The following is a 22,786-nucleotide window of genomic DNA, read 5'->3' as shown; positions in this document are numbered from 1 at the left end:
GCGATGCCAATGAAAATTGGTTCGGTCAATTTTGCCGGGCAAGATGGCCAGCCACTATCGCGGATCAAGCCTGGCGGGCCAATGTTCAAAGGTCCGCCGGGTTGGTCCGCGGCATGGCAAGGGGATTGGTTCGCCGTTGAGTGAACCAATTTTTCAGCGGGTACGGATTTGCTGCATCAATGCGTGCAGGGTGCGCCAAAGTGCACCGCTAGGTGCGCGACCGATGTGCCGCCTCGCGCTAAGCCGCTCGTCATTCCAGGGCCAGATCGAGCAGTGCGGCCCCCAGAGCCTTGCCGTGGGCATCGAGCGCCAGTGACCGCGTGACCCCGCCACGCAGGATGCCGGGCAGGACGAAGTTGAGCGCACCAACACGTGGCAGTTCGTAGCGCCGTACGGGTGGTCCATTTGCATCCAGCAGTTCGGCAAAGTGTTCAGTGACCCGTTCCACCGTCAGCAGCTCAGCCAGACGTGGATAATCGTCGATGCGAAAGGCAACGATGGAGATATTGGAGACGTCACCCTTGTCACCGGTACGTGTATGAGCGATGTCCCGCAATTTGGTGGTGTTCATGCCAGATCCTCCAGATGCACGTGCAGGTTGACCTGGTCTCTCGGCACAAACAAAGACGCCACCGCGACTACCTGGCGGACTGACTTGCTCGCACCGCCGCCGCCGTACGGGCCGTTGGTGTAGAGGGTTTCCACCTCATTGCCGACGCGTATTGCATCGTTTTTGTCCACGCAACGCGCGGCCACCCGGAGGCGTACTTCCCAGGGCTCGCCCTCGGCGCGCGCTCCCAGGTGACTTCCATGCAAGGCGTTAACGCCGATCAGTTCGGCTCGAATGTCCTCACATACCACGCCTGTCAGGGCCAGGCGTTTGAGTACGATGTCCTTCGCCAATTGTCCGCGAGCCAGCGCGCCGGGGCCGCCGTAGGACATTTGTCCTTCGCCGATCCAGCCATCCAGAAAACCTACTGACACCTTCAGCGTCGCGGGACGTGCGTGTCCGTCCGCCCCCTGAACGCGCACTTCGTCTCTGGCGACGGATTCGAAGGCCGCATCGGTAAAATCCGCGCTGACATCCGGCGTCAGATAGGCGGCAGGGTCATGCACTTCGTACAACATTTGCTCGGTGCAGGTGGCGGTATCAATGCGGCCACCGGAGCCTGCCACTTTGCTGATGACGGCGTTGCCTGCCGCATCTATCTCGGCCAGCGGGAAGCCCAGACGGTCGAGGTCTGGGACGTCTTTAACACCAGGATCCGCGAAATAGCCGCCGCTGACCTGGCCGGCACATTCGAGCAAATGCCCGACCAGGGTTCCGCGGCCCAGCAATGCCCATGCGTCCTCGGCCCAGCCGAACTCGAACATTTGCGGTGCGAGAAACAGTGAGGGATCAGCGACCCTTCCGGTAACGATCACGTCAGCATCGGCGCGCAAGGCCTGGATGATTCCTTCCGCGCCCAGATAGGCATTGGCCGAGATGAGCCTGTCGCCGAGGGATCGCAGAGACCTGCCGTTGTCGAGGGTTTGATCGGGCTGTTGCAGCAGGGCTGTGAGCACGTCATCGCCTGTCAGGGCTGCGACTTTCAAGCCGTTCAAGCCCAGTTCTGCCGCTATCCGGCGTATTTCACTAGCGGCGCCAAGCGGATTTGCAGCGCCCATGTTGGTGATGATTCGCAAGCGGCGGCGCGTACCGTCAACGCCGTTGCCCACAAAAGGCAAGACCCGGCGCATGCGCTCGCTCAGCAATGGATCGTAGCCTGCTGATGGGTCTGCCAGACGCGACTGCTGTGCCAGTGCAATGGTACGTTCTGCGAGGCATTCAAATACCAGGTAATCCAGTTGCCCATGCTCGGCCAGCTCGATCGCCGGCTCGATGCGGTCGCCGGAATAACCAGCTCCTGAACCAATCCGTATTGTTTTCATTCAGAAAACCCCTATGACCATAGCGGTCAGGGTCATGATGACCGAGGCCGCAAACAGGAAAGGGATAGTGAAACGCTGGTGGTCAGCCAGTTCGATCTTGCACAGGCCGACCAGCAGAAAGGTCGCTGGCGTCAACGGGCTGACCGGGAAGCCGGTGGTATGCACGCCAAGCAGCGACGCCTGCGCGACCTGCATCGGGTCAACGCCGAGCGCTTTGCCGACCTCGGCGACCACGGGCATGATGCCAAAGTAGAAGGAGTCCGGATCGAAGAGCAGGCTCAAGGGCATGGATAGAAAGCCTACGACGACCGGGATCAGCTTGCCGTGCCCGGCCGGGATCTGGCCTACGGCCACTTCTGCCATGGCCTTCAGCATCCCGGTGCCCTGCATGATGCCTGTGAATACCCCGGCAGCAAGCAGAATACTGGCCATGGTCAGGGCCGTTTTGGCGTGTGCGTCGATGCGTGCCCGTTGTGCGTCCACGGCAGGATAGTTGATGCACAAGGCAATCACCGTGCCGAGCATGAACATCACCACCGGATCGACAACCCCCGCGATCATTACGCCCATCACCACCAGCGTCAGCAGCAGGTTGACCCAGAACAACCGAGGCTTGCGCAGTTCACGCTCGGCATCACTGAGCACGCGTTGGTGGGGTTTTACATCGAGATTGTCAGGACCCAGGCCCAGGCGTCGCTCTTCACGCCGTCCCAGGAAGAACGCGCAGGTGAAGACGAAGATCAGTCCGACGATCTGCACCGGAATGAGCGGCTGAAACAGATCCGAAACCGGCACGTGAAGGGCTGCGGAGGAGCGCAACACCGGACCCGTCCAGGGCAGGAAGTTGACACCCGCAGCCATCGCCGTGACGCAGGCCAGTATGCGTTTATCCATGCCCAGCCGCGTATACAACGGCAGCATTGCCGGAATGGTCACGAGAAAGGTCACCGCGCCGGAGCCGTCCAGATGCACCAACAGCGCCAGCAGTGCGGTGCCCATGACGATGCGGGTCGGCCGTGTACCGACCCGTTTGAGGATGCGATCGATGATCGGATCGAGCATGCCGGCATCCGTCATGATGCCGAAGAAGAGGATGGCGAATACAAACATCCCGACTACAGGCGCAACGTTCTTGATGCCTGTGATGATGAAACCACTGGTTTGCAGACCAAAACCAGCGAGGAGGGCGGCGATGATCGGGAGGGCGATCAATGCAACCAGGGGAGATATGCGTTTGCTCATAATACTGACGAGCATGGCAAGGATGGTTATCACACCGAGTGTGGCGAGCATGGGCAGATCCTCTTTGGCATCCCTGTGCGCGGCAGCGACGAGACACCCTCTTGTTGTTTTGCAAGAGTAATAACAACGACGCTATGCTCTGTGAATTGAAATATTCAGTGGGTCTTGTTCGGAAAAACAAAATGAAGAATTCGATCCAGCACATCCGCGCCTTTCTGTCAGTCGCTCAGACCGGCAGTTTTTCCAAGGCCGCAGCTGCTCTCAACTTGTCGCCGTCTGCACTGACCGTACAAATCCAGCAACTGGAAGATTGGCTTGGCGTTGCCTTGCTGGAACGAAGCCCGCGTCATGTCTGCTTGACCGGCGCCGGGCAAAATGCGCGTTTACCCATGGAAAAACTGCTGTTGGATCTGGACAACATCGTTACTGCTGCGCGGGATATTGCAGCCTCACGACGCGGCTTGATCACCATCGCCGCCTTGCCATCGCTGTGTTCCGGTGTACTGCCTGTCGTGTTGAAGACGTTCCGCGAGCGGTTTCCCGGTGTCGAGGTCAGACTGCGAGATGTCGTCGCGCAACGCATCGACACGCTTGTCATGGAGCGCGAAGTGGATTTCGGATTAGGCGTACAGGCTCGGCCCACTCATGGGCTGGAGTTCAACGCGATATTGGAAGACCGGTTGTGCCTGTTCGCCCCAAAAGACCATCCACTGGCAAAGTGTCCGACAGTGAGACTGGACGAGATAGCTGTTTTTCCGATCGTTCTTACCGGCAGGGAAAGCAGCGTTCGCGATTTGGTCGAGCGAGTGTTTGCTGACGAGCAACTGCCTTTATCTGCGGGGCTGGAAGCCAATTACATGTCTACCGTGCTGGCGTTGGTCAGGCAGGGGCAGGGCGTTACGCTTCTTCCGGAGTCAGCGGACGATGGGCGGGGAGACCTGAGCAAGGTGCCAGTTGATCATCCGGGTGTTGTTCGGCAAATCGGGCTCATTACCCGTACGGAGCACACAATGGCCCCAGCTGTTGTCGAATTTGTTCGGTTGCTGGAGGATCTGCGCACGCTCGGCGATCCCAGCCATTGATTTCCTGTTATACGAATGGAATAGGATGGGATAGAAGAAAGACGGGTGTCTCGGCATTGCGTCCCGGTTTCTGACTCAAGGTATGCAACGATGAAAGTATTGTTCATGTGCACCCACAACAGCTGCCGCAGCATTCTGTCTGAGGCGCTTTTCAACCATCTGGCGCATCCAGGTCTGGAGGCAGTCAGCTCGGGCAGTTTTCCCAGTGGCCAGGTAAATCAACAGGCTTTGCGAACCCTGGAAGCAGCAGGTATTTCCACCGCAGGCCTTAGCAGCAAGGCTTCGGACGTTTTTGAAGGCTCGCCTCCAGATATCGTGATCACCGTCTGTGACAGGGCTGCAGGTGAAACTTGCCCGATCTTCTTCGGGCCTGCCCTGAAGGCGCATTGGGGGCTGGCTGATCCTTCCGAAGTCTCCGGGTCGGAAGCGCAGATCACCGCAGCGTTTGAAAGCACACTCGCCAAAATTCGCGAGCGTGTGACAGCGTTTCTTGCGTTGCCACTGGAGGCCATCAGCACCGACCAGCTCAAGGCCGAACTTGATCGTATAGGTTCGCTTTGAAGAGCGATAAAGGTTGCTACGACTAGGCTGACAACTGCTTCGAATTCTCCAGCTCACTTGAAATGAATACCCCATGCAGCTCATTACCGAAATCATTCATCCCGAACTGAAGTCCACACAGGGCAGAATATTCAGACGCCATGCGGCACGCGGCATCGTATTGAGGGATGAGAAAATACTTTTACTGTTCACTGAACGCTATAACGACTTCAGCTTTCCTGGAGGCGGCCTTGATGCAGACGAGGACGTTGTTACAGGGTTGAAGCGTGAACTTGAAGAAGAGACGGGCGCTCGCGAAATTCAGGTGCTCCAGCATTATGGTTATATCGAAGAATACCGGCCCTATTGGAAGCCCCAGTATGATCTGATGCACATGACCTCACATTTTTATCTGTGCGAAGTCGCGCACCAATTAGAGCCCGTTAGAATGGAAAGCCATGAAATAGCCAATGGCATGCGGCCCGCCTGGATCAGCGTAACTGAAGCCATCGCTCATAATGAGGCTGTTATGCAGCGTCAGGAGTCTTCGATGGGGCAGTCCATACAACGCGAGACCTTAATGCTGAGAAAAGTCGCCTCGGAGTTGGTCGCCAACCGGTGATTATTTTATGTCCGGGTCAAGTGCAGGAGGGGCGCTTGTGGAGGGTGATTAATAACTCAACTAAATGACTGTTTAGTTGAGTTATTAATCTCAGGGACTTTAAGGTTGGGCGAGGGCGGTTGTTCTGCAGGCGAATATGAGTCTCACGTTAATTGGTAGATCGTCATCAAAAGCTCGCTGACTCAACCTGATTTTTAATCATCTGCTAAAAATAGACTTGGCCGGTAATGCATTTTTGAACCTCACCACCAACCCAGATGCCTTCACCGATCTGTTCTACCTGAATTCGTCCGCGACGTCCCAACGCCGTACCTTGGCTGACGGTATATCGTTTTGGCATTAGCCCGGCGGGTATTAGCCATTGGGCAAGGCTGGCATTAAGACTGCCAGTAACAGGGTCTTCTGCAGACCTGTTACTAATGAAGGCTCGAACTTCGACATCAGCTTCTGCATCTCGCCCGACCCAAGGCGCAAAGGCCCCTACGTTTAACCCATTCAGTGCTGCATAGTCTGGATGTATTGCCAACAATTCTTCACGCGTGCGCAGCATTACCACAACCCAACCCGGGCCGTTGTCTGCCCATTGGCTCGCAATAATACGGTCAGGTGCAACACCCAATCCATCGATGATGCTGTGCAAAACATCGTCTTCAACCGCGCCTCCACGTAGCAACGGTGGTGCCGCGAAAGACAAACGAGGGCCGTCGCGGCGGATGTGAACTAAACCTGCATCACACTCCTGAACGACTTCTTTACTTTGCGAAAAACCATGATCCCCCAACCACACGTAACAGCTGCCTAAAGTAGGGTGGCCAGCGAAAGGAAGTTCACGGATTGGAGTAAAGATACGTACACGATAATCCGCATCAGGATGGGTAGGACGCATGAGAAATGTCGTCTCGCTAAGGTTTGTCCAACGTGCGAACGCGGCCATTTGTTCGGTGGTCAGATCATCAGCGTCGCTTACGACTGCCAGGGCATTGCCTTCCAGGGGCTTACTGGCGAATACATCAACCTGGTGAAAACTCAGTGTATTGGGCATAAAGCGCTCGTCGGTCGGGTTCCGTGGGAAAGGTAACCCTAAATACATCGCAGGATAGTGTCCACATAGCCTCACGAACGACCCGGCGAAGAGCCAGTTCTTGAGTCCAGGAGCCCATGATTGGATCTGGTTCTCGACCCCATTGTTGTTAATGGGTACAACCGAGTCATCGAGTCACGGATAAAGCAACTCGATACAGCGCCGGGCTCAGTGTTTTTAGCTTCGTGATAGATCAATGTGCGTGGCGGTTTCACTCAGGATTGATTCGAGGCTGATTGGCATGTGTCGACAGGAGCCTTTTCCTGCGGAAATGCGCTCGGCACTACTGGCCAAGATCGCGTAACATCTTGTTACGCATAATGTATATTATGTTAAATTATGTGTGTTTCTATGTCTGTATATGTGTAGCCGCTTTCACCAATCCTTACCTCCCTTTCATGAACCCCGATGCCTCGACCTCCCTCTGTGCTTGCTGACGCTGCATCGGCGAACCTTCCACGGCCAACATTTGATTGTGAGAGGCTTCATAAATGAAGCGCCTCAACCATCGCTGCAAGCAGCAGGCAGATGCTAACCACAGCGGTAAGCCGTAATCGCATAGGAAGGTACCAGCCGGGCAAGCTTATAACCCGCAAGAGCAGTCTGTCCTGCCAAAAGTGGACAACAAAGCCGATGACCAACAGCAAGCAACCCAATGGCATTGGCAGTAACGTGGCAATCCAGGCAATAAGTGCAGGGATGACACTCCAGATGAACCGGCCGCTGCGCTGCTCGGCTTTCATGTCTTGCGCGGTCATGGCGAAGCCCCAGTGCAAGGCGCCGACGAAGCTCAGGATGACGGCTCCATAGTTAACAAGCGCAATCGCAAACAGCGGCCGATAGTCGCCAGAGAACGGGATCAGCAGCGCCAGAGAAATAAACGGCAAAAGACCGCCATAACCCAGCATGCTGATGGGCTTTGGCAGAGAGGTTGAAGGCAACGCGTTCATGTGTATTCCTTGCAGTGAGACACTCAAGACTGTAGGCCCAAAAGCCCCGCTTGAGCGAGGCATTAACGGCAGGTGGGCTCCGCCTCATTACCCGGCCTTAAGGGTAACCCCATATCGTGATTGAGCCGAGAGCAGTGACCATTTGAGTAAATTGAACGATATCCCGCATCGCCCCCCTGCCCGGCCTATCCAGATCAAACCCCAGCGTTGATCTTCAAGGCGTGCAATCAGTTTGCTACTTGCTGACGGAGTCATCTCATGAGCCCTGGCAGCAGAAAAAGCCCTGCTTTCCGTGCTTTTGCCCGTCGTTGCGCGCCACCATCGTTGCTCTTTCACGTGCGCAATAAAGCAAATCTTATGGCCTTCAGATATCAGGGAACTGACAAGCCAGTATGAGCCACTTAAACGACGGTGATGTCTGGAACCCTTTGGTGCGTGACATTCGATGTGGTAGCGACACTCCCAGCTAACGTAATTCGAACAACGAAGGACATAATATGCTAAATAGAATTTCATCATCCAGCCCGACCAGCTATGTCAGTTCAGGCAGCTCATCGGCAGGTATCAACCCCAGTATAAATGTCAGGCCTCCAAGGGGTGGGCCCGTTGATACGCTAGTAGGCGCAGCCAGTGACAACAACCTTGTGTACATTGGTGATGAGCACGGTAAGCTTTTCATACCTAAACTAATAACCGAGTCCGCTGCAAAACTTAAAAATGCAGGCGTCGACCACCTGGCGGTAGAGTTTGTAAAGCACTCCGATGGCGCCGCGTTCAGAGAAGCATTGAGCGATGGAAAAAGCGCTGTCAAACACTTTCTGGAAGCATCATGGGGTCGACACGGAGACGCTTGGCTAGACAAGGTTTCTGAGGCGCTGTGCAGTGCTCATCGTGCAGGGATTTATGTTTCTGGAATTGATAGAAAAATGGCGATAGATCAGCCTAAAACGCCGATGCAAAAAATTTTGTACATGAAAAAGAGGCTAGCTTTGAATGTAGCGTGGGATGCGGCGGCTACAAGAGAGGCCTCCGCTGTCTGCGCGAACAAAAGTATCGTATGGGGCGGTGCCGGCCATTTCAGCAACAGCAAGACTGACGGACCAAAAGACATGCGGCCAGGCTTGGTAATCTCGTTTGATCTGACTGGAAGAGGCTCTAGCAGAATCAATGATGCTGATGAACATAGCCATATCGTGATCGCTGGCGAGGATAACTAACGAAAACCATTACTGGTTAATTTTCCTTAGCCATTGCATTTGACGTCCTGGCGAAATTCCGAGCAAGGTCATTGCTTCCGGCCAAACCGTTTGAGATTTCCAGCTGCGTTTTCATCGCTTCGACTGGGCTGACTGGGCTTTTGGCCCAGTCAACCCTCTTACGGGCGCAACTCACTCACCCCCCCCCTCCACCGCTCCCTCGCTAACGCGCTCCCTCGCTTTTTTTCAAGCCTGCTCTTCAAAATAAAGCTGCGCCAAGGTGTTAAGTAATGTTATATAAAAATTAACTTAACATTATCTGATCGTTGGAAGATGATCTTTTCGACATCCATGACGCCCTGAAAAAAATACAGAACGGGACGGGAACCAAGATCCCCTGTATTGACACCGGGGACATTGCGCCGCGGTGGCACCATCCCAAGGCCCAGCGAAATGCGCGCCAAGTAATTAATCTCCTGCAAGCATCGGAGCGCAGGACCTCCTAAAACAAAAATAATAGGACACAATCATGCATAGATTCATTTCACGTCCCGCGATCGGGCTGTTGTTTTCTGTAGCGTTACTGGCCTCCGCCGTCAATGCCGCACCCTTACCCGCCGCAACCGACGGCGACTGGGTTGCACCGCAGTTCACCTTCCATACCGGTGAGAAACTCGCCAACCTCAAACTGCACTACATCACCCTTGGCAATCCCAAAAATCCCGCCATCCTCTTTCTGCACGGCACCTATCGGCCAGGCAGCGATATGCTGAGCAAGGATTTTGGCGGGGAGTTGTTCGGCCCTGGTCAGCCGCTGGATGCAAGCAAGTACTACATCATTTCCACCGATGGCATTGGCGTAGGCCAGTCAAGCAAACCATCGGACGGCTTGCGCACTCGGTTTCCGGCGTACAACTACGACGACATGGTTCAAGCCCAGTATCGCTTGGTCACCGAAGGCCTGGGTATCAAGCACCTGAGGCTGATCATCGGTAACTCCATGGGCGGCATGCAAACCTGGATGTGGGGCCAGAACTGGCCGCAGATGATGGATGCGCTGGTGCCCATGGCGTCTCAACCCACCGAAATGTCATCCCGCAACTGGATGATGCGCCGCTTGCTGGTCGAGTCAATCAAGCAAGACCCGGCCTGGAACAACGGCAACTACAGCGCGCAACCGCCGTCCCTACGCTTGGCCAACGCGATGTTCAGCATCGCTACCAGTGGCGGTACTCTGGCGTATCAGGCGGCTGCCCCGACCCGCGCTCAGGCCGACAAACTGGTGGATGAACGCCTCAGCGCTGCACAAACCGCCGACGCCAATGACTTTATCTACCAATGGCAATCTTCCGCCGACTTCAACGCAGCCCCCGGTCTGAAGAAAATCCAGGCACCGGTGCTGGCCATCAATTCAGCGGACGATGAGCGCATCCCACCGGAAACAGGCCTGATGCAGGCCTCGATGAAAGAACTCAAGCACGCACGGCTATTACTTATCCCCGCCAGTGCAGACACCCGTGGTCACGGCACCACGAGCATGGCGAAGTTTTATAGCAAGGAGCTCGGGCAGTTTATGCGCGAGACTGAAAAGGTGAAATAAATCCACCTCCTCGCCCCAGCTTCAGCTCAAAAGTCCGCCACCTTGCCCCAGGCGGACGTTTGAAAGCGGTCCGGATGATAAGGACGCGGATCAACAATGGGGCTCACACCGCTGACAATATCGGCAATGAGATGACCCGCGCCCGGGCCAATACCAAAGCCATGCCCGCTGAACCCGGCCGCAATCACTAACCCAGGCAGGCTGGACATTTCGCCGATACCGGGAACGCCGTCCGGTGTACTGTCCACGTAACCGGCCCATGACGCCTTGATCGACGTACCCTGCAGTGCCGGCACCAGTTCCACCGCGCGCTTGTAAGTCAGCGCAACCGCGGAGGCGTCAGCGCTTGGATCGAGAATGCGCATTCTCTCCATCGGCGTGGGCTGGTCCAGGCGCCAGCGCTTCAAGCTTTCGTGGCCTGCTTGCCAGCCTTCCAGCCCACCAGGCGCAAGGTTGCGCCAGCGGCGCTGAAACATTGGCAGGAATTGTGTAGAGAACCTCAGCAACTGCGGCGTGACATCGACTCGCCCCCGGCCACTGATCGCCAGCGTGTAACTGCCATCAAAGCGGCGGGTCATGGACGCGCCGGTGGTATGCAGCGCACTGGGAATTTCCTGGCTCGGTGCGGTGACCGAAAGTACGGTCTGACGAATCGTCGCTTGCGGGAAGCGAATACCATACTGGCGACAGAACGAAGATGCCCAGGCGCCTGCGGCAAGCACCGCGAGCCGGGTGCGGATGGTGCCTTTTTCGGTGACGACTGCCGACAAGCGACCGCCTTCGGTCTCGACGCCCCGCACGGCGCAGTCCTGATGCACGCTACTGCCCAGTGCCATGATCGCGCGCGCGACTGCGGGGGCTGCGCGGGACGGATCGGCAATGCCATCGGTGGGCGCAAACACCCCGCCTTTCCAAGGCTTGCCCGTCGCCCTGCCCCGTTCGGCGGCCTGCTCGGCGGTAAGCATCTGGGTCTGCACGTTGACGGTACGCGCAAACTCGCCCCAGCGCGCCCACCCTTCCAGCTCCTGGTCGTTGTTGCTCAGGTAGAGCAAGCCGCACCGCGTAAAGCCGGTCTGTTCACCGGATTGCTCGGCGAATTGCTCCCACAGTTCCAGGCTTTTGGTGGCCATCGGTAATTCACGCGCATCGCGATTCTGCTGACGGCACCAGCCCCAGTTACGGCTTGACTGCTCGGCGCCTATGCGGCCCTTTTCGACCAGCGCGACCTTCATGCCGCGCTTGGCAAGGTAATAGGCGGTAAACGCGCCTATGATACCGCCGCCGATCACAACCACATCGGCCTCCGCCGGCAGATCTGCAGAGGTATGCACGGGAGTTAAAGGTGCTGGCATGTTCTGGTTATCCACATGAGTTCAGAAGAGTGACCTGTTGCTAAAGCCCGACCCGTCCAGCCAGTCCTCCGATAAAGCGCAGACCACCGTGGTCTGACGAGCATCTGGCCATCAAGGGTTTATTACACCACCATAAGGCCGTCAATAAGCGCTTAAACGCGGGGCTACCTGGTAGAAACCACCGTTTAAACGGCACGCTTCGGCAGACTTTATCGAGGCGCCGAGGTGGGCTTTACAATTCGGCAACAGCGCTTTCCAAGGCGTCAAGCAGAGGGCACGCCTCTCTTCTTCGCTCTGACCCTCACATCAAAAAAACGGACCTTTTCAACACAAAGGCGTCCAACCTGGGTATCGCTACCACCGATCAGCCTCATAAGCCCTCGACCCAGGACAACTCATGACCTTCTTCATTTTCCTTCTAGCCTGCTGCGCCGCCGGAGCAACCGGCATCATCTTCAAGCCAGGAGCATGGTACGAATCTCTTAAGAAACCGAGCTTCACCCCACCTGACTGGGCGTTTCCGGTGGCGTGGACGACGATTTATCTGCTTCTCGCCTGGGCGGGCTATCGCTTGACGCTGATCCCCGGCAGCGAGATCGTGCTGGCCTTGTGGGCCGCTCAAATAGCGCTTAACACGTTGTGGACGCCGGTGTTTTTTGGCGCGAACCGTCTGGTTGCTGCGATGGTGATTCTGGTTCTGCTGTGGGTCGTGGTTGCCGCGATGATCGTGATGGCCTTGCAACTGGACATCATCACCGGGCTGATTTTGTTTCCCTACCTGGTCTGGCTCTCTGTGGCAGCGGCGTTGAACTTCTCCATTCTGCGCCACAACCGATAAGTGCCTGGCGCTGACTTCCTTATGCTTCCCCGGCGAGTTTGAGCAGAATATTGATTAACTGATTCATGTAAGCCAAGGACGGCCAGCATCGGCAGTTAATCTGTTCCGCTCAATTCACAAGGCGCTACAGCGCGTAGCGCCGACAGTGCTCAAGGTAGCCTTGCTCGTGACTGCCGACCAGTTGAACGACGCTTGACCATAGCCAGGAGGGAGCGTCCAGGGTCTCGGAGCGATTGCTTTGCAGATCTCTGATCCACGCCGCACGTGTGGCCAGATCCATCTGTCTGGCGTGGGCGTTACCAACCACTTTTGCGAGATACGCTGCGGCCTGCATGGCCTCTTGCTCGGTGAGCTCATCCAGTTCCAGCTTCATGTCCTGAGGAAGCAGCTCACGTATGAAGAACGAATGATCCAGCATTCGCACGGCAACCATTCGGCTGCCCAGGCCGGGCGAAAGATTCCGGGCGCCCTCCACTACCCGTTTGCCATTGTCTCTGGGCATGCGAGCCCTTGCCGTACGGGGGGCCGCCGCTGCGACGGCTTCCTTGACGTCGAGCAGGCAGAACTCTTCATCCTCTTCATCGCCAACACCCATCAGCACCGCATAGCGAAGCAGCCCCAGCGAGCTGCATCCTTTTACCCAATAGGCGGAGTCGAGTAAGCGCACCCGGTCATCCTGCGACCTGCCTTTGAGCGATGTCACCAGCGCATGAATCTCCGGCGTCTCACAAAGCTCCTTGATTGCATCGCGTTCCGCGCGTGACAGTTGCCAGAAATGCTTACCCAATGGAATGGTCGGCTGCGTACCTTCGAAGCGCTCCTTGGCAAGGTGCTTCCACGTGCGTTGTACCGCGCTACGCATTCCGGCTTTCACTTGCGCAGGGCGATCAGGCTCTTCATCGTCGTCGCCCAAAAAAGCTTCTTCGTAGCCCTGCATCATCTCTTCCAGCATTCTTGCCGTGGTAACGCCGGGCAAGTCCGAGCCACGAGCAGCCGTCGCCAACGACAACCCCAGCCTCACCAGGTCATGGGCAGGATTACCGATGACGGCCTGATCGAGATCGCGGATATGCATGTCGATGCGCCCTCTCGAATCCCCTGTGGGCCCCAGATTGCCGGCGTGACAATCGCCACAGATCCAGACTGGCGGACCGCTGGGCAGACGCCTACCCGACTGGCTGTGAAGCCACTCATAGAACTGGGCGGTATTGCCTCGAACGAACGCGTGCGCAGACCGCGCCATTTTTAGATTGCGCAGATTGGTGAGGGATTTGAGACGTGTGTTCGGGCGAGGCGTTTTCATCGGAAAACCTTGAAGAGGGTTATTCCATTGACTCTTCATGTGACACGAATGTTTCAAGATATTTCAAATTTGATCAGTAGTCTCCATTCACTGCCCAGCCCAACTCAGGCTACCCCGCTCCATTCCGGAACGCGTGCAATGCGCTAATTTTGCGGTGTCCGTGGGCAGTTCAATCCGCATGAATTGCCACAGACCTTAAAGCAGCGTTTCCGATTGATCACCCGTTGTGGTGAAAATCTCCTGTTTTTTATGAGCTCCTACATTGGCGGAATACTCGGTGGGAACGAGACCTTGGCTGAATGCGACATCCTTGAGCAACTGTCGGTTGGACATGCTATTGCTGTCGTCTGCCAGGTAGGCTTGCAACGCTACCCATTTGGCTTCTTCTATTTCGGCAGTGTCCAGGATGTTTATGCGCTGCGTCAGAGCCGTCATTCGGCAGATGAAGTGGATATTTGATTTGCCAAATTGGTAGGGATGTTTGGTAGTAAACGCCACAATGGATTCGAACTTCGATTCGATCCCGGTTTCCTCCAGCACCTCGCGTTCGATTGAATCCTGAATTCGTTCAGCGTTGTCTACGTGCCCTCCCGGCAGCTTGAACCCCTGGGTGCCTCGCTCCTTCACGACAAGGAGTTCCCCTGCGTCATTAATCACGATGGCCCCCGCTCCGACAGTATGGGTGGGTATGAACGGGACGAATACCTGATCTAAAGGGCGCCGCACCAGAGTCAGTTGATCGGTCAGACAGCTATGGAAAGAGAACCCGGCAGCGGTGAAGATCGGAATACTCTGGGCATTGCTGATGGGCAGTGTGACCCAGGCCAGCGCCAGGCGCTCATTCTCGATAAGGATAACTAGCGCGTCGACAGCGTCTTGCAACGCTTGCGGATCATTTGGCAATGAAGACGCGTTGACAATGATCCCGTTGAATCTGTCCCGTGTGAATTCCAATGTACACCTTTGGATTGGTCTGTCTGCCGGGATTGTAATGAGGCGGGAGCAGCTTTGCGAATGCTCGCGGCTGGTCGACACTCTTAGGCGAGTCGCCTCTGCAAACTGGCAAGGTCGACCGTCAACAAGAAAAGAACAAGAGAAAGCAGTGTGTATTCCCGGTCAAAGCGGTCCAGACGATCAGACCGGAAATACACCTGCACAAACCCGTTAAAGCTTGAACTGCGCAACCATCGTGTTGAACGAAATCGCCAGCCGTGAAAGTTCCTGACTGGATGCACTCGTCTGATTAGCGCCGGCTGCAGACTGTGCGCTCAGCTCCTGAATGTTGACCAGGTTGCGATCCACTTCGCGTGCGACCTGAGCCTGTTCTTCGGACGCCGAGGCAATCACCATGTTGCGCTCGTTAATGGTGCCTACGCCGCTGGTGATTTTTTCCAGGGCGCTGCCGGCACGCTGAGCGAGTTCCTGGGTGTTGGTGGCCGTCGCCAGGCTTTTGCTCATTGCAGCGACCGCACCGTCGGCACCGGACTGCACGGTACCGATCATGCCTTCGATTTCCACCGTTGAAGCCTGGGTGCGGTGCGCCAGAGCGCGCACTTCGTCGGCTACCACAGCAAACCCTCTGCCTTGTTCACCGGCGCGTGCAGCCTCGATGGCGGCGTTCAGCGCGAGCAGGTTGGTCTGTTCCGCAATGCTGCGGATGACCTCAAGCACTTTGCTGATATCCCGGACGTGGCCAGCAAGCGTGGTCACTGACCCTGTCGACTCGGTAATCTCCCTGACCATCGTGCCGATGCCCTTGACGGTGTTATCAACCTGGCCACGACCGTTCGCGGCGTCGGTTGCCAGTGCTTTGGACTCCTCCGAGGTAGACACTGCATTGCGGGCTACCTCTTCAACAGCCGCCGTCATTTCGTTTACCGCCGTTGCAGCCTGTTGAATCTCGTCATTTTGTCGAGTAAGGCCGCGTGTGCTTTCTTCGGTGACCGCGCCAAGCTCTTCGGCTGCGGAGGCAAGCTGATCGGACGCGCTGGAAATCTCCTGAATCGTGCGTTTCAAATTGCCCTGCATCGTGCCGATCGCATTGAGCAGGTGCCCCGCTTCATCGCCTCGGGTGCTGGAAACGCTTTGGGTCAAGTCGCCCGATGCAATACGTTGTGCAACTTCGATAGCGCTTCTCAGTGGTCCTGTAATCATGCGAGTGATCAGAATACCCAACATGATCGCCACCACAAACGCGGTGACGATACCCGCCGTCAACATGAATACCGAGTTGCTTTGCAGCCTGTCAGCGGCCTCTGCACCTTCTTTGATCTGGCGCTTGTTGGAGTCGATCATGATCTGCAGGTAGCCGCGAGCCTTGTTGAACTCCCCGTCCGCCAGCGCGTTGAGGCGATTGCGCGCGTCTTCCAGTTTGCCCGCCTGCTGCAGGTCAAAGATGTTCTGGGACGCAGAGATGTAGGCTGACATCAAGACGTCGTACTGGTCGCCCGCTGCGCGTTCATCGTCTTCCAATGGGGTGGCGCGGTAGATGGCATAGACTTTCTGCGCACGCTCCAGCTCGGCATTGATACTTTGGCGCATTTTCTCCGCCGTGGCCTTGTCCTTGGCGTCGAGCAAACGGTAAAGCCCGCGGTTATGAGTGGTCAGGGCGGTCATCGTCTCGTTGGTGTTGGCCACTGAAACCAGATTATTCGAGAACGTCAGCTCAAGGGCATCGGAAAGCCGGTTGATACCGAGCATGCCCAAACCACCCACAGCCAAGGTGATCATGGCGCAAACGATGAACGCGGCCATGAGTTTTTTAGCGAAACTGGTGCGATTTATCAGGTTCATTGATTATCCATCATCGTTAAGTAAGGGGTCACTTCTGTCCGAGAGCCCTACTGCACTAGAGGCAAGTAGTTACGCGTGGTTTTGTACTTTTGTTGTAAGCGGTTCGTTGGACTACAGAAATGGCCATCCCCTCTCTGTGCCAGGGCAGAACCTGCTTCCAACAACAAACTAACCGTGCCGTAGCCTAGTAGATATCTGGCCCAAGACCGTTAGTTTTACGGGGCGCGAGAGGTGGAAAGTGCTGTTCACGACACTTTGACTTTTCGCGCTCCCTGTCTTTATCGGCATGAAGCGGATTTTATGAATAGCCACGGGGGTGTTACTGGATAAAAAGGGGGGACTGCATGAAAACGGGTACTGATGCGCTGGGTGCGCTCAGTGGAACCCAGTGAGGAAGTATGTCGGAATGCGAAGTAGTCTCTGGTGCTTATTCCGGTCAGGGAGCCAGCCCCGAGGCAGCATTTACACTGTTTACCCAGGCCTGCGAAGCCACTTTATAAGTGTCTCATGGCCATCATCTATATAAGTAAAGATAACGGGCACTACCAACAGGCTTAGTACGGTCGAGGCCAACAGTCCGCCGATAACGACCACCGCCATCGGTTGACGGAAACCGGATTCGCCGCCCCATCCCAGTGCGGTCGGCAGCATGCCCGCGCCCATTGCAATGGTGGTCATGAGAATTGGCCGGGCGCGTTTGTGGCAGGCGTCGATCAACGCTTCGTAGCGGCTTACGGTCGGCGCACGGCGAGCCATGATTGCGTACTCCACCAGCAGGATCGAGTTCTTGGTGACGATCCCCATCAGCATCAGCAGACCGATGACTGACGCCATGGAAAAACTCATCCCGCCGATCAACAGTGCCAACAGTGCGCCACCAAGCGATAGCGGGAGCGCCGACAGGATGGTCAGCGGCTGCATGAAGTCATGGAACAGCAACACCAGCACCGCGTAGATACAGAATACGCCAACGGCCATTGCCAGACTGAAGTTGCCAAACAACTCGCTCATCAACTGCAACTCACCCTGCTCCACCAGTTTTACTTGCGCTGGCAGGTTCTGCATGACCGGCGTTTGCCTGGCCTGTTCCATCACTTCGCCCAGATTGCTGCCATTGAGTTCGATGGACAGGGTGATATTGCGTAGGCGATCGATACGATCAATCTGCGCGGGGCCGCTGCCCATGCTGAGCTCTCCCAGCGACGCCAGTGCGATCTGGCCATCACGCCCCGTGACCCGTAACTGAGCGAGGCTCTGCAGGTCGGTACGTACTTGCGGCTGCATGCGCACCCGTACATTGACCTGGCGCTGGGACAGATTGATCTTGCCCAGAGACGAACTGTATTCACCATAGGTGGCCATGCGCAGGGTGTCGGCGATGTCTTGACTGCTGACACCCTGCTCTGCCGCGCGGACAACATCCGGGCGCATCTGGATTTCCGGTCGTTGCACCGCAGCACTTGAGGTGACGTTGCCGATGCCCTTTATCTGGCGCAACTGCGGTTCAAGCGCGGCGGCTGTACGCTCCAGTAAATCGCCATCATCGCTAGCGAGGACGATGTCCAGCCGTTCGCCGCTGGCGTCACCACCGACCGTCACCCGCACACCAGGCAAACTGCGCAGACTTTCACGCATGCTCGCTTCCACCTGGGATTGTCTCAGGGCGCGCTGGTCTCGCGGCAGCAGATCGACGGTCAGTATCGCGTTGCGATTACCTGCACTGCCGGCATCGCCGCTGCCCGCTGCGATGAACACGTGGGCCACTTCAGGGATCGCACGCAAACGCTTCTCAGCCTGCAAGGTAATCTCGCCGGTCTGCGCCAGACTGCTGCCGGGCGGCAATTCCAGGCTGACGGTGCTGCTGGCAATATCCTGTGCAGGCAGAAAGCTGGTCGGCAGCAAGGGTATAAGCGCCAGCGAGCCGATGAATAGAGCGCCCACAATGGCCATGGTGGTCTTGCGGCGGCTCAGGCTGGTATGAATCCAGCCCAGGTAACGCCTCATCAAACCGCCGTCGTGTTCGCCATGCGATCGCGCCTTGAGAAAGTGCGCAGCCATCATCGGCGTCAGAAGACGGGCGACCAGTAACGAAAACATCAACGCAGCGCTGGCGGTCACACCGAACTGGCGAAACAGTTTGCCGGAAATCCCGCCCATGAAAGCGGTCGGCAGGAATACCGCAACCAGGGTCACGGTGGTTGCCAATACCGCAAGGCCGATCTCGTCGGACGCTTCGATTGCCGCCTGCCGTGGGGTTTTGCCCATGCGCAGGTGTCGCGCAATGTTTTCGACCTCAACGATGGCATCGTCGACCAGAATGCCGATCACCAGCGCCAGCGCCAGCAGCGATACGGTATTGAGGCTAAAACCGGCAAAATACATCACGCCGAAGGTCGGGATGATCGACAAGGGCAGCGCCGTGGCCACGATAACGGTCGCCCGCCAGTCACGCAGGAACCACCAGACCACCAGCACAGCCAGTAACATCCCTTCGTAGAGCAGCGCCATGGAGCCACGATAGTTTTCCATCACCGGCTCGACGGCATTACTCGCCTCTTCAATACGCACATCAGGGTGCAGCCTGGCGAACTCACTGACTGCCTGGCGCAAATCCCTGGTCACGCCGACGTCGGAAAAGCCCAGGGAGCGGATGACCTGAAAGCCAATCACCGGTTTGCCATCGCGATACGCCAGCGTAGTACGCTCGGCATGTGTATCGCGCACGGTGGCCAACTGCTGCACAGCGAGCATCCGTCCATCGCTGACGGGAATGCGGATAGCGCCCAGCGCTGCGGGGTCGTCAATACCGCCGAGGACACGCAGCGCCTGTTGACCGCTGCCCAGATCGCCCTGCCCTCCGGAATTGTCTTTTTGCATCGCCCGCAAACCATCTGCAATATCCGTCACACTCAGACCCAGACCGGCCATCAGCGCCGGATCAAGGTCAACCTGGACTTCGCGGTCCACGCCGCCCACCCGGCTGATCTTCGCGACCCCACGCACGGTCAGCAGCTGTTTACTCAGCTCGTTGTCGACAAACCATGACAACGCTTCTTCGTCCATGCGTGGCGCATCGACCACATAGGTCAGCAACGCCGTAGTGTTGGTGGTCAGGCGGGTTACCGATGGCGTGTCGAGGTTGGCTGGCAATTCAGCCGCAGCGCTGTCCACCGCATTGCGCACTTCGTTGAGGGCTTCGTTGCCATCCTTGTCGATGTCGAAGATCACATTGATGAGGACACTGCCTTCGGTAATTTGCGTGGTGACATGCTTGAGCAGGCGCAGCGAGGTCAGCTTGTCTTCGAGCTTGCGCGCGACTTCGGTTTCCAGTTGCTCGGGGGCGGCCCCTTCCAGCGAGGCACTGATGACCACAGCAGGCAGATCGGTGTCGGGAAAGTCCTGGATGCCGAGACGCTCGAATCCGAGGAAACCAAACAGGGTCAGCAATAAAAACAGCATGACCGCCGGAACCGGGTAACGAATCGACAACGCGGAGATATTCATTGCGCGCGGGCCTCGGCGTTGACCAGCGTCACGCTGGCCCCGTCATTGAGAAAGGCCCCACCGCTGCGGACGATCTGTGCCTGCTCTGCCAGGCCGCCGAGGATTTCCAGCGCCGACCCACGACGTCGTCCGATCTCTACCACTTGCTGGCTGACGCGCATGTCCTTGCCCAGTACAAACACATAGGAGCGCCCGTCGCGCAGGATCACGCTGGTGTCCGGAACCGTCAGCGCCGGGCTGGACGGCAGTTCGATGCGACCGCTGGCGTACATGCCGGAGCGGGCCATCGACCCTGTCGGCAGGGATACGTAGACCAGCGCCCTGCTGGTCTTGCCGTCAAGCACTGGCGAGACCAGCCGCACGTGCCCTTCGACCTCATTACCGCCGGGCAGCTTCACACGGGCGAGCTGCCCGGCCTTGACGCCTGGCAGTTGCTGGGCATCCAGTTCCGCCTGCCACTCGATGCGGCCCTCCCGGATCATTCTGAACATTTCGCTGCCCGCCGACACCACATCGCCAAGCAAGGCCTTGCGCCCGGAAATGATTCCGTCATCCACTGCGACGATGCGCGTCTGCGTGAGTTTGATCCGGATGCTGCGCAGATCGGCATTCGCCGAGGCCAGGTCAGCTTCGGCGGTCTGCACCTTGACCCGGTACTCTTCCAGTTTCTGCTCGGACAGGGCGCCGCTCTGCCCTACCGAGGCCGCCCGTCTGGCATTGGAGCGGGCTTCCTGCAGTTGCGCAGAGGCCTGGGCGGCCGCCGACTTCTGCTTGTTTTCCTCGGCCAGCACGCTGTCATCGGCCAGGGTCGCCAAAACCTGGCCCTTCTTCACCTGATCGCCGATATCAGCTTTCAGGCTGGCGATACGCAAGCTTCCGGTCTCGGCACTGATCACGGCTTCCTGCCACGGTGCGAGCGCACCGCTGGCCACCCGCTCCTGCGGCCAGTCTTCGCGACGCGGTTGCACCGCCTCGACCGTCAGGCTGGTGGCCGGCGCGGCTGCGGCTGCCGGGGGCGGCTCTGCGCGGCCAGACAATAGCCAGCCCGAGACGCCCAACACCGCCAGCGCCAGCAGCCCATACACGCGTAACTTCCTCATGCGCCGCCCCGCTTCGGTGTTTCACCGGCCAAACCTTCGCGACTGTCCTGCCATCCACCGCCCAGGGCCTTGTACAGGGCAATCCAGTAGCGCACCTGATTTTGTTGCACGTTGATCAGTTCGATTTCAGCCGACAGCGCCGAGCGGCGAGCTTCTTCGCGGTCCAGCAGGCTGGCATTACCGGCCTGCCAGTTGCGGTCTGTGGCCTCGAACGACGCTTGATAACCGTCGCTGGCCCGCTGTGTACTGACTTGCGAGCGCCGCGCCGCGTCCAGGCGCACCAGCGCCTGCTCGACCTCCATTACCGCTGTGCGCAGGGTTTGCCGGTAGGTCGCCAGCGCCGTGTCATAATCCGCCCGCGCAGAATCTACCGCCGCCCGGCGCTTGCCTGCATCGAACAGCGGAACAGTCAGTTGCGGGCCGAGGCTCCAATCGCGGCTGAATACTCCGGTGGTGGTCCCCACTTCGAACGAGCCAACCAGGCTCAGGCTCGGCAGACGATCAGCCTGGGCAGCGCCAATCTTCGCATTCGCTGCGGCCAGTTCGCGTTCGCTGGACGCCAGGTCCGGGCGCTGGCGCACCAGATCGGCGGGTATTTCCCGTACATCCAGCAACGCAGGCTGCGGCAGTCGCGCGGGGTTATGGCTGAGCACTTCTCGTATCTGTTCCTCGTCGCTGCCAGTCAGCTCCACCAGGCTCTTGAGCAGCACGTCGCACTCGCTCTGTTGTTTGATGAGAGTCGCAGTGCTCGCCGCCGCACTGGCGTCGCTCAACGATGAATCGGCGGCGGCGGTAAACCCGGCCTGAAACGATACGCGAGTCAGACGTGCTGTCTGCTCCTGGGATTGCGCCTGATCACGGTAAGCGTTCACCAGCATCTGGCAGCCGCGGTACTGCACGAAGTCATCACCGACCTCGGCGGCCAGTGATACGCGAGCGTCATGCCAATCATTGACACGTGCTTCGAGCAGATTGCGTGAAGCCTCGTCGGTGCGTCGCAGTTTGCCGAACAGGTCCAGTTCCCAGGACGCATCGAGGGTTGCGCCGGAGGTCTTGCCGCTCTGGCGCACCCCGCTCTGCCTGATGCCGGCGCGTGACTTGCTCACACCGCCGCTCACTTGCGGCAGCCGGTCGGCAACGCTGTCGTCCACCGTCGCACGTGCCTGGGCAATGCGCGCAAGAGCCTTGTCGAGTGATGGGCTGTCTGCCTGTGCCAGACGCAACAGGGTTGCCAGCGCAGGGTCATTGAACTGTTGCCACCAATCCTGCAGCCCGACCATCGACGCGTCATGCGGCAGTGGCGCATGCCACTTGCTGGCAACCGCCACCGCAGGCAAGTGGTAGTCCGGTCCTAGCGTGCAGCCGCTCAGCAGCGACACCAGAAACGTCGACAACAGGAAGTGGCCAGCAGGTTTGCCAATCGACATAAAGCTCTCGAAGGTTCCGGAACAGTGGTTGTCTGGAGATAAGGCAACGGCGCAGGGATCCGGGCGATCAGGAGCGTTGTCGCGAGATTTCCTACAGCGCCACAAATCCCTTTCGTAGCATGCATTTAACGCCTGAGGCCGCGAGATGTCTGTCGTGGAATACGGGGACAGTCCGGCGGCGATAAGTTGGCGATCCCCCTGAGGTTCTTACAGAATCGCGCTCT

Annotated in this window: 17 protein-coding genes and 2 pseudogenes; 6 read left to right on the top strand and 13 right to left on the bottom strand. The window is 57.6% G+C overall.

The features are described from left to right. Nucleotides 1-250: 250 nt before the first annotated feature. Genes BT119_RS12405 through BT119_RS12395 form a run of 3 tightly spaced genes read right to left on the bottom strand, consistent with a single transcriptional unit; the run spans nt 251 to nt 3,225 of the window. Nucleotides 251-571: an AtuA-related protein gene (locus BT119_RS12405; RefSeq protein ID WP_003370969.1), complete on the bottom strand. Its 321-nt coding sequence runs from the start codon at nt 569-571 to the stop codon at nt 251-253. Continuing rightward, nucleotides 568-1,932, bottom strand: a complete 1,365-nt coding sequence (locus tag BT119_RS12400; protein WP_058416507.1) for an acyclic terpene utilization AtuA family protein — start codon at nt 1,930-1,932, stop codon at nt 568-570. Before BT119_RS12400 ends, BT119_RS12405 begins: the two co-directional genes overlap by 4 nt. Then, the gene (locus BT119_RS12395) at nt 1,933-3,225 is read right to left on the bottom strand and encodes a CitMHS family transporter (RefSeq protein ID WP_003314918.1); all 1,293 of its coding nucleotides are present in this window, start codon (nt 3,223-3,225) and stop codon (nt 1,933-1,935) included. A gap of 131 nt (nt 3,226-3,356) precedes the next feature. On the opposite strand from BT119_RS12395, the gene BT119_RS12390 reads away from it, so the two are divergent. The 3 genes from BT119_RS12390 (at nt 3,357) to BT119_RS12380 (ending at nt 5,418) form a co-directional block, all read left to right on the top strand. Further along, a complete protein-coding gene (locus BT119_RS12390) occupies nt 3,357-4,256 on the top strand; it encodes a LysR family transcriptional regulator (RefSeq protein WP_175550573.1) in 900 nt (299 codons plus the stop codon). A 90-nt stretch (nt 4,257-4,346) separates the two neighbouring features. Further along, nucleotides 4,347-4,817: an arsenate reductase ArsC gene (locus tag BT119_RS12385; RefSeq protein WP_003370975.1), complete on the top strand. Its 471-nt coding sequence runs from the start codon at nt 4,347-4,349 to the stop codon at nt 4,815-4,817. 73 nt (nt 4,818-4,890) lie between these two features. Continuing rightward, nucleotides 4,891-5,418, top strand: a complete 528-nt coding sequence (locus tag BT119_RS12380) for an NUDIX hydrolase (protein ID WP_072365826.1) — start codon at nt 4,891-4,893, stop codon at nt 5,416-5,418. Nucleotides 5,419-5,623: 205 nt separating this feature from the next. On the opposite strand, the gene BT119_RS12375 is transcribed toward BT119_RS12380, so the two are convergent. Together BT119_RS12375 and BT119_RS12370 are read right to left on the bottom strand one after the other, a co-directional pair. Beyond that, nucleotides 5,624-6,460: a PhzF family phenazine biosynthesis protein gene (locus BT119_RS12375; protein ID WP_058416509.1), complete on the bottom strand. Its 837-nt coding sequence runs from the start codon at nt 6,458-6,460 to the stop codon at nt 5,624-5,626. A 524-nt stretch (nt 6,461-6,984) separates the two neighbouring features. Further along, nucleotides 6,985-7,449 (bottom strand): DUF3429 domain-containing protein, encoded by a 465-nt coding sequence (locus BT119_RS12370; RefSeq protein WP_072365823.1) that lies wholly within the window; start codon nt 7,447-7,449, stop codon nt 6,985-6,987. Nucleotides 7,450-7,946: 497 nt separating this feature from the next. Between BT119_RS12370 and BT119_RS12365 the strand changes: the two genes are divergently transcribed. Together BT119_RS12365 and BT119_RS12360 are read left to right on the top strand one after the other, a co-directional pair. After that, entirely contained in the window at nt 7,947-8,666 is a 720-nt protein-coding gene (locus tag BT119_RS12365; protein ID WP_004417680.1) for a hypothetical protein, read from the top strand. Between the two features lie 508 nt (nt 8,667-9,174). Then, nucleotides 9,175-10,245 carry an alpha/beta fold hydrolase gene (locus BT119_RS12360; RefSeq protein ID WP_046719399.1) on the top strand — a complete coding sequence of 357 codons (1,071 nt, stop codon included), beginning with the start codon at nt 9,175-9,177 and terminating at the stop codon, nt 10,243-10,245. A 26-nt stretch (nt 10,246-10,271) separates the two neighbouring features. Here BT119_RS12360 and BT119_RS12355 read toward each other — a convergent pair whose 3' ends face one another. After that, entirely contained in the window at nt 10,272-11,597 is a 1,326-nt protein-coding gene (locus BT119_RS12355; protein ID WP_072365821.1) for an NAD(P)/FAD-dependent oxidoreductase, read from the bottom strand. A 397-nt stretch (nt 11,598-11,994) separates the two neighbouring features. Between BT119_RS12355 and BT119_RS12350 the strand changes: the two genes are divergently transcribed. After that, a complete protein-coding gene (locus BT119_RS12350; RefSeq protein WP_003371008.1) occupies nt 11,995-12,435 on the top strand; it encodes a tryptophan-rich sensory protein TspO in 441 nt (146 codons plus the stop codon). A gap of 124 nt (nt 12,436-12,559) precedes the next feature. On the opposite strand, the gene BT119_RS12345 is transcribed toward BT119_RS12350, so the two are convergent. From BT119_RS12345 to BT119_RS12315, 7 genes and pseudogenes are all read right to left on the bottom strand, one after another. Then, entirely contained in the window at nt 12,560-13,738 is a 1,179-nt protein-coding gene (locus tag BT119_RS12345; RefSeq protein WP_072365819.1) for a DUF2252 domain-containing protein, read from the bottom strand. A 195-nt stretch (nt 13,739-13,933) separates the two neighbouring features. Further along, nucleotides 13,934-14,692: an NUDIX hydrolase gene (locus BT119_RS12335; RefSeq protein WP_072365815.1), complete on the bottom strand. Its 759-nt coding sequence runs from the start codon at nt 14,690-14,692 to the stop codon at nt 13,934-13,936. A 210-nt stretch (nt 14,693-14,902) separates the two neighbouring features. Further along, nucleotides 14,903-15,481, bottom strand: a pseudogene (locus BT119_RS27825) (methyl-accepting chemotaxis protein); the annotation flags it as partial. Between the two features lie 279 nt (nt 15,482-15,760). Continuing rightward, nucleotides 15,761-16,531 (bottom strand): annotated as a pseudogene (locus BT119_RS27820) (MCP four helix bundle domain-containing protein); the annotation flags it as partial. Nucleotides 16,532-17,002: 471 nt separating this feature from the next. Beyond that, on the bottom strand, nt 17,003-20,035 hold the full coding sequence (locus tag BT119_RS12325; protein WP_072365811.1) for an efflux RND transporter permease subunit: 3,033 nt from the start codon (nt 20,033-20,035) through the stop codon (nt 17,003-17,005). Then, entirely contained in the window at nt 20,032-21,135 is a 1,104-nt protein-coding gene (locus BT119_RS12320; protein WP_072365808.1) for an efflux RND transporter periplasmic adaptor subunit, read from the bottom strand. The genes BT119_RS12325 and BT119_RS12320 overlap by 4 nt, the downstream gene beginning before the upstream one ends. Then, a complete protein-coding gene (locus BT119_RS12315; protein WP_072365806.1) occupies nt 21,132-22,562 on the bottom strand; it encodes an efflux transporter outer membrane subunit in 1,431 nt (476 codons plus the stop codon). The genes BT119_RS12320 and BT119_RS12315 overlap by 4 nt, the downstream gene beginning before the upstream one ends. Between the last annotated feature and the right edge of the window lie 224 nt (nt 22,563-22,786).

The organism is Pseudomonas sp. NFACC10-1 (assembly GCF_900119195.1).
GTDB classification, from domain to species: Bacteria; Pseudomonadota; Gammaproteobacteria; order Pseudomonadales; family Pseudomonadaceae; genus Aquipseudomonas; species Aquipseudomonas cerasi.
This window is presented reverse-complemented; position numbering and strand designations above follow the sequence as displayed.

Excerpts from the sequence above, each read along its gene's own strand:
- BT119_RS12405 (WP_003370969.1), bottom strand. The coding sequence starts at position 571 with ATGAACACCACCAAATTGCGGGACATCGCTCATACACGTACCGGTGAC.
- BT119_RS12400 (WP_058416507.1), bottom strand. The coding sequence starts at position 1,932 with ATGAAAACAATACGGATTGGTTCAGGAGCTGGTTATTCCGGCGACCGC.
- BT119_RS12395 (WP_003314918.1), bottom strand. The coding sequence starts at position 3,225 with ATGCTCGCCACACTCGGTGTGATAACCATCCTTGCCATGCTCGTCAGT.
- BT119_RS12390 (WP_175550573.1), top strand. The coding sequence starts at position 3,357 with ATGAAGAATTCGATCCAGCACATCCGCGCCTTTCTGTCAGTCGCTCAG.
- BT119_RS12385 (WP_003370975.1), top strand. The coding sequence starts at position 4,347 with ATGAAAGTATTGTTCATGTGCACCCACAACAGCTGCCGCAGCATTCTG.
- BT119_RS12380 (WP_072365826.1), top strand. The coding sequence starts at position 4,891 with ATGCAGCTCATTACCGAAATCATTCATCCCGAACTGAAGTCCACACAG.
- BT119_RS12375 (WP_058416509.1), bottom strand. The coding sequence starts at position 6,460 with ATGCCCAATACACTGAGTTTTCACCAGGTTGATGTATTCGCCAGTAAG.
- BT119_RS12370 (WP_072365823.1), bottom strand. The coding sequence starts at position 7,449 with ATGAACGCGTTGCCTTCAACCTCTCTGCCAAAGCCCATCAGCATGCTG.
- BT119_RS12365 (WP_004417680.1), top strand. The coding sequence starts at position 7,947 with ATGCTAAATAGAATTTCATCATCCAGCCCGACCAGCTATGTCAGTTCA.
- BT119_RS12360 (WP_046719399.1), top strand. The coding sequence starts at position 9,175 with ATGCATAGATTCATTTCACGTCCCGCGATCGGGCTGTTGTTTTCTGTA.
- BT119_RS12355 (WP_072365821.1), bottom strand. The coding sequence starts at position 11,597 with ATGCCAGCACCTTTAACTCCCGTGCATACCTCTGCAGATCTGCCGGCG.
- BT119_RS12350 (WP_003371008.1), top strand. The coding sequence starts at position 11,995 with ATGACCTTCTTCATTTTCCTTCTAGCCTGCTGCGCCGCCGGAGCAACC.
- BT119_RS12345 (WP_072365819.1), bottom strand. The coding sequence starts at position 13,738 with ATGAAAACGCCTCGCCCGAACACACGTCTCAAATCCCTCACCAATCTG.
- BT119_RS12325 (WP_072365811.1), bottom strand. The coding sequence starts at position 20,035 with ATGAATATCTCCGCGTTGTCGATTCGTTACCCGGTTCCGGCGGTCATG.
- BT119_RS12320 (WP_072365808.1), bottom strand. The coding sequence starts at position 21,135 with ATGAGGAAGTTACGCGTGTATGGGCTGCTGGCGCTGGCGGTGTTGGGC.
- BT119_RS12315 (WP_072365806.1), bottom strand. The coding sequence starts at position 22,562 with ATGTCGATTGGCAAACCTGCTGGCCACTTCCTGTTGTCGACGTTTCTG.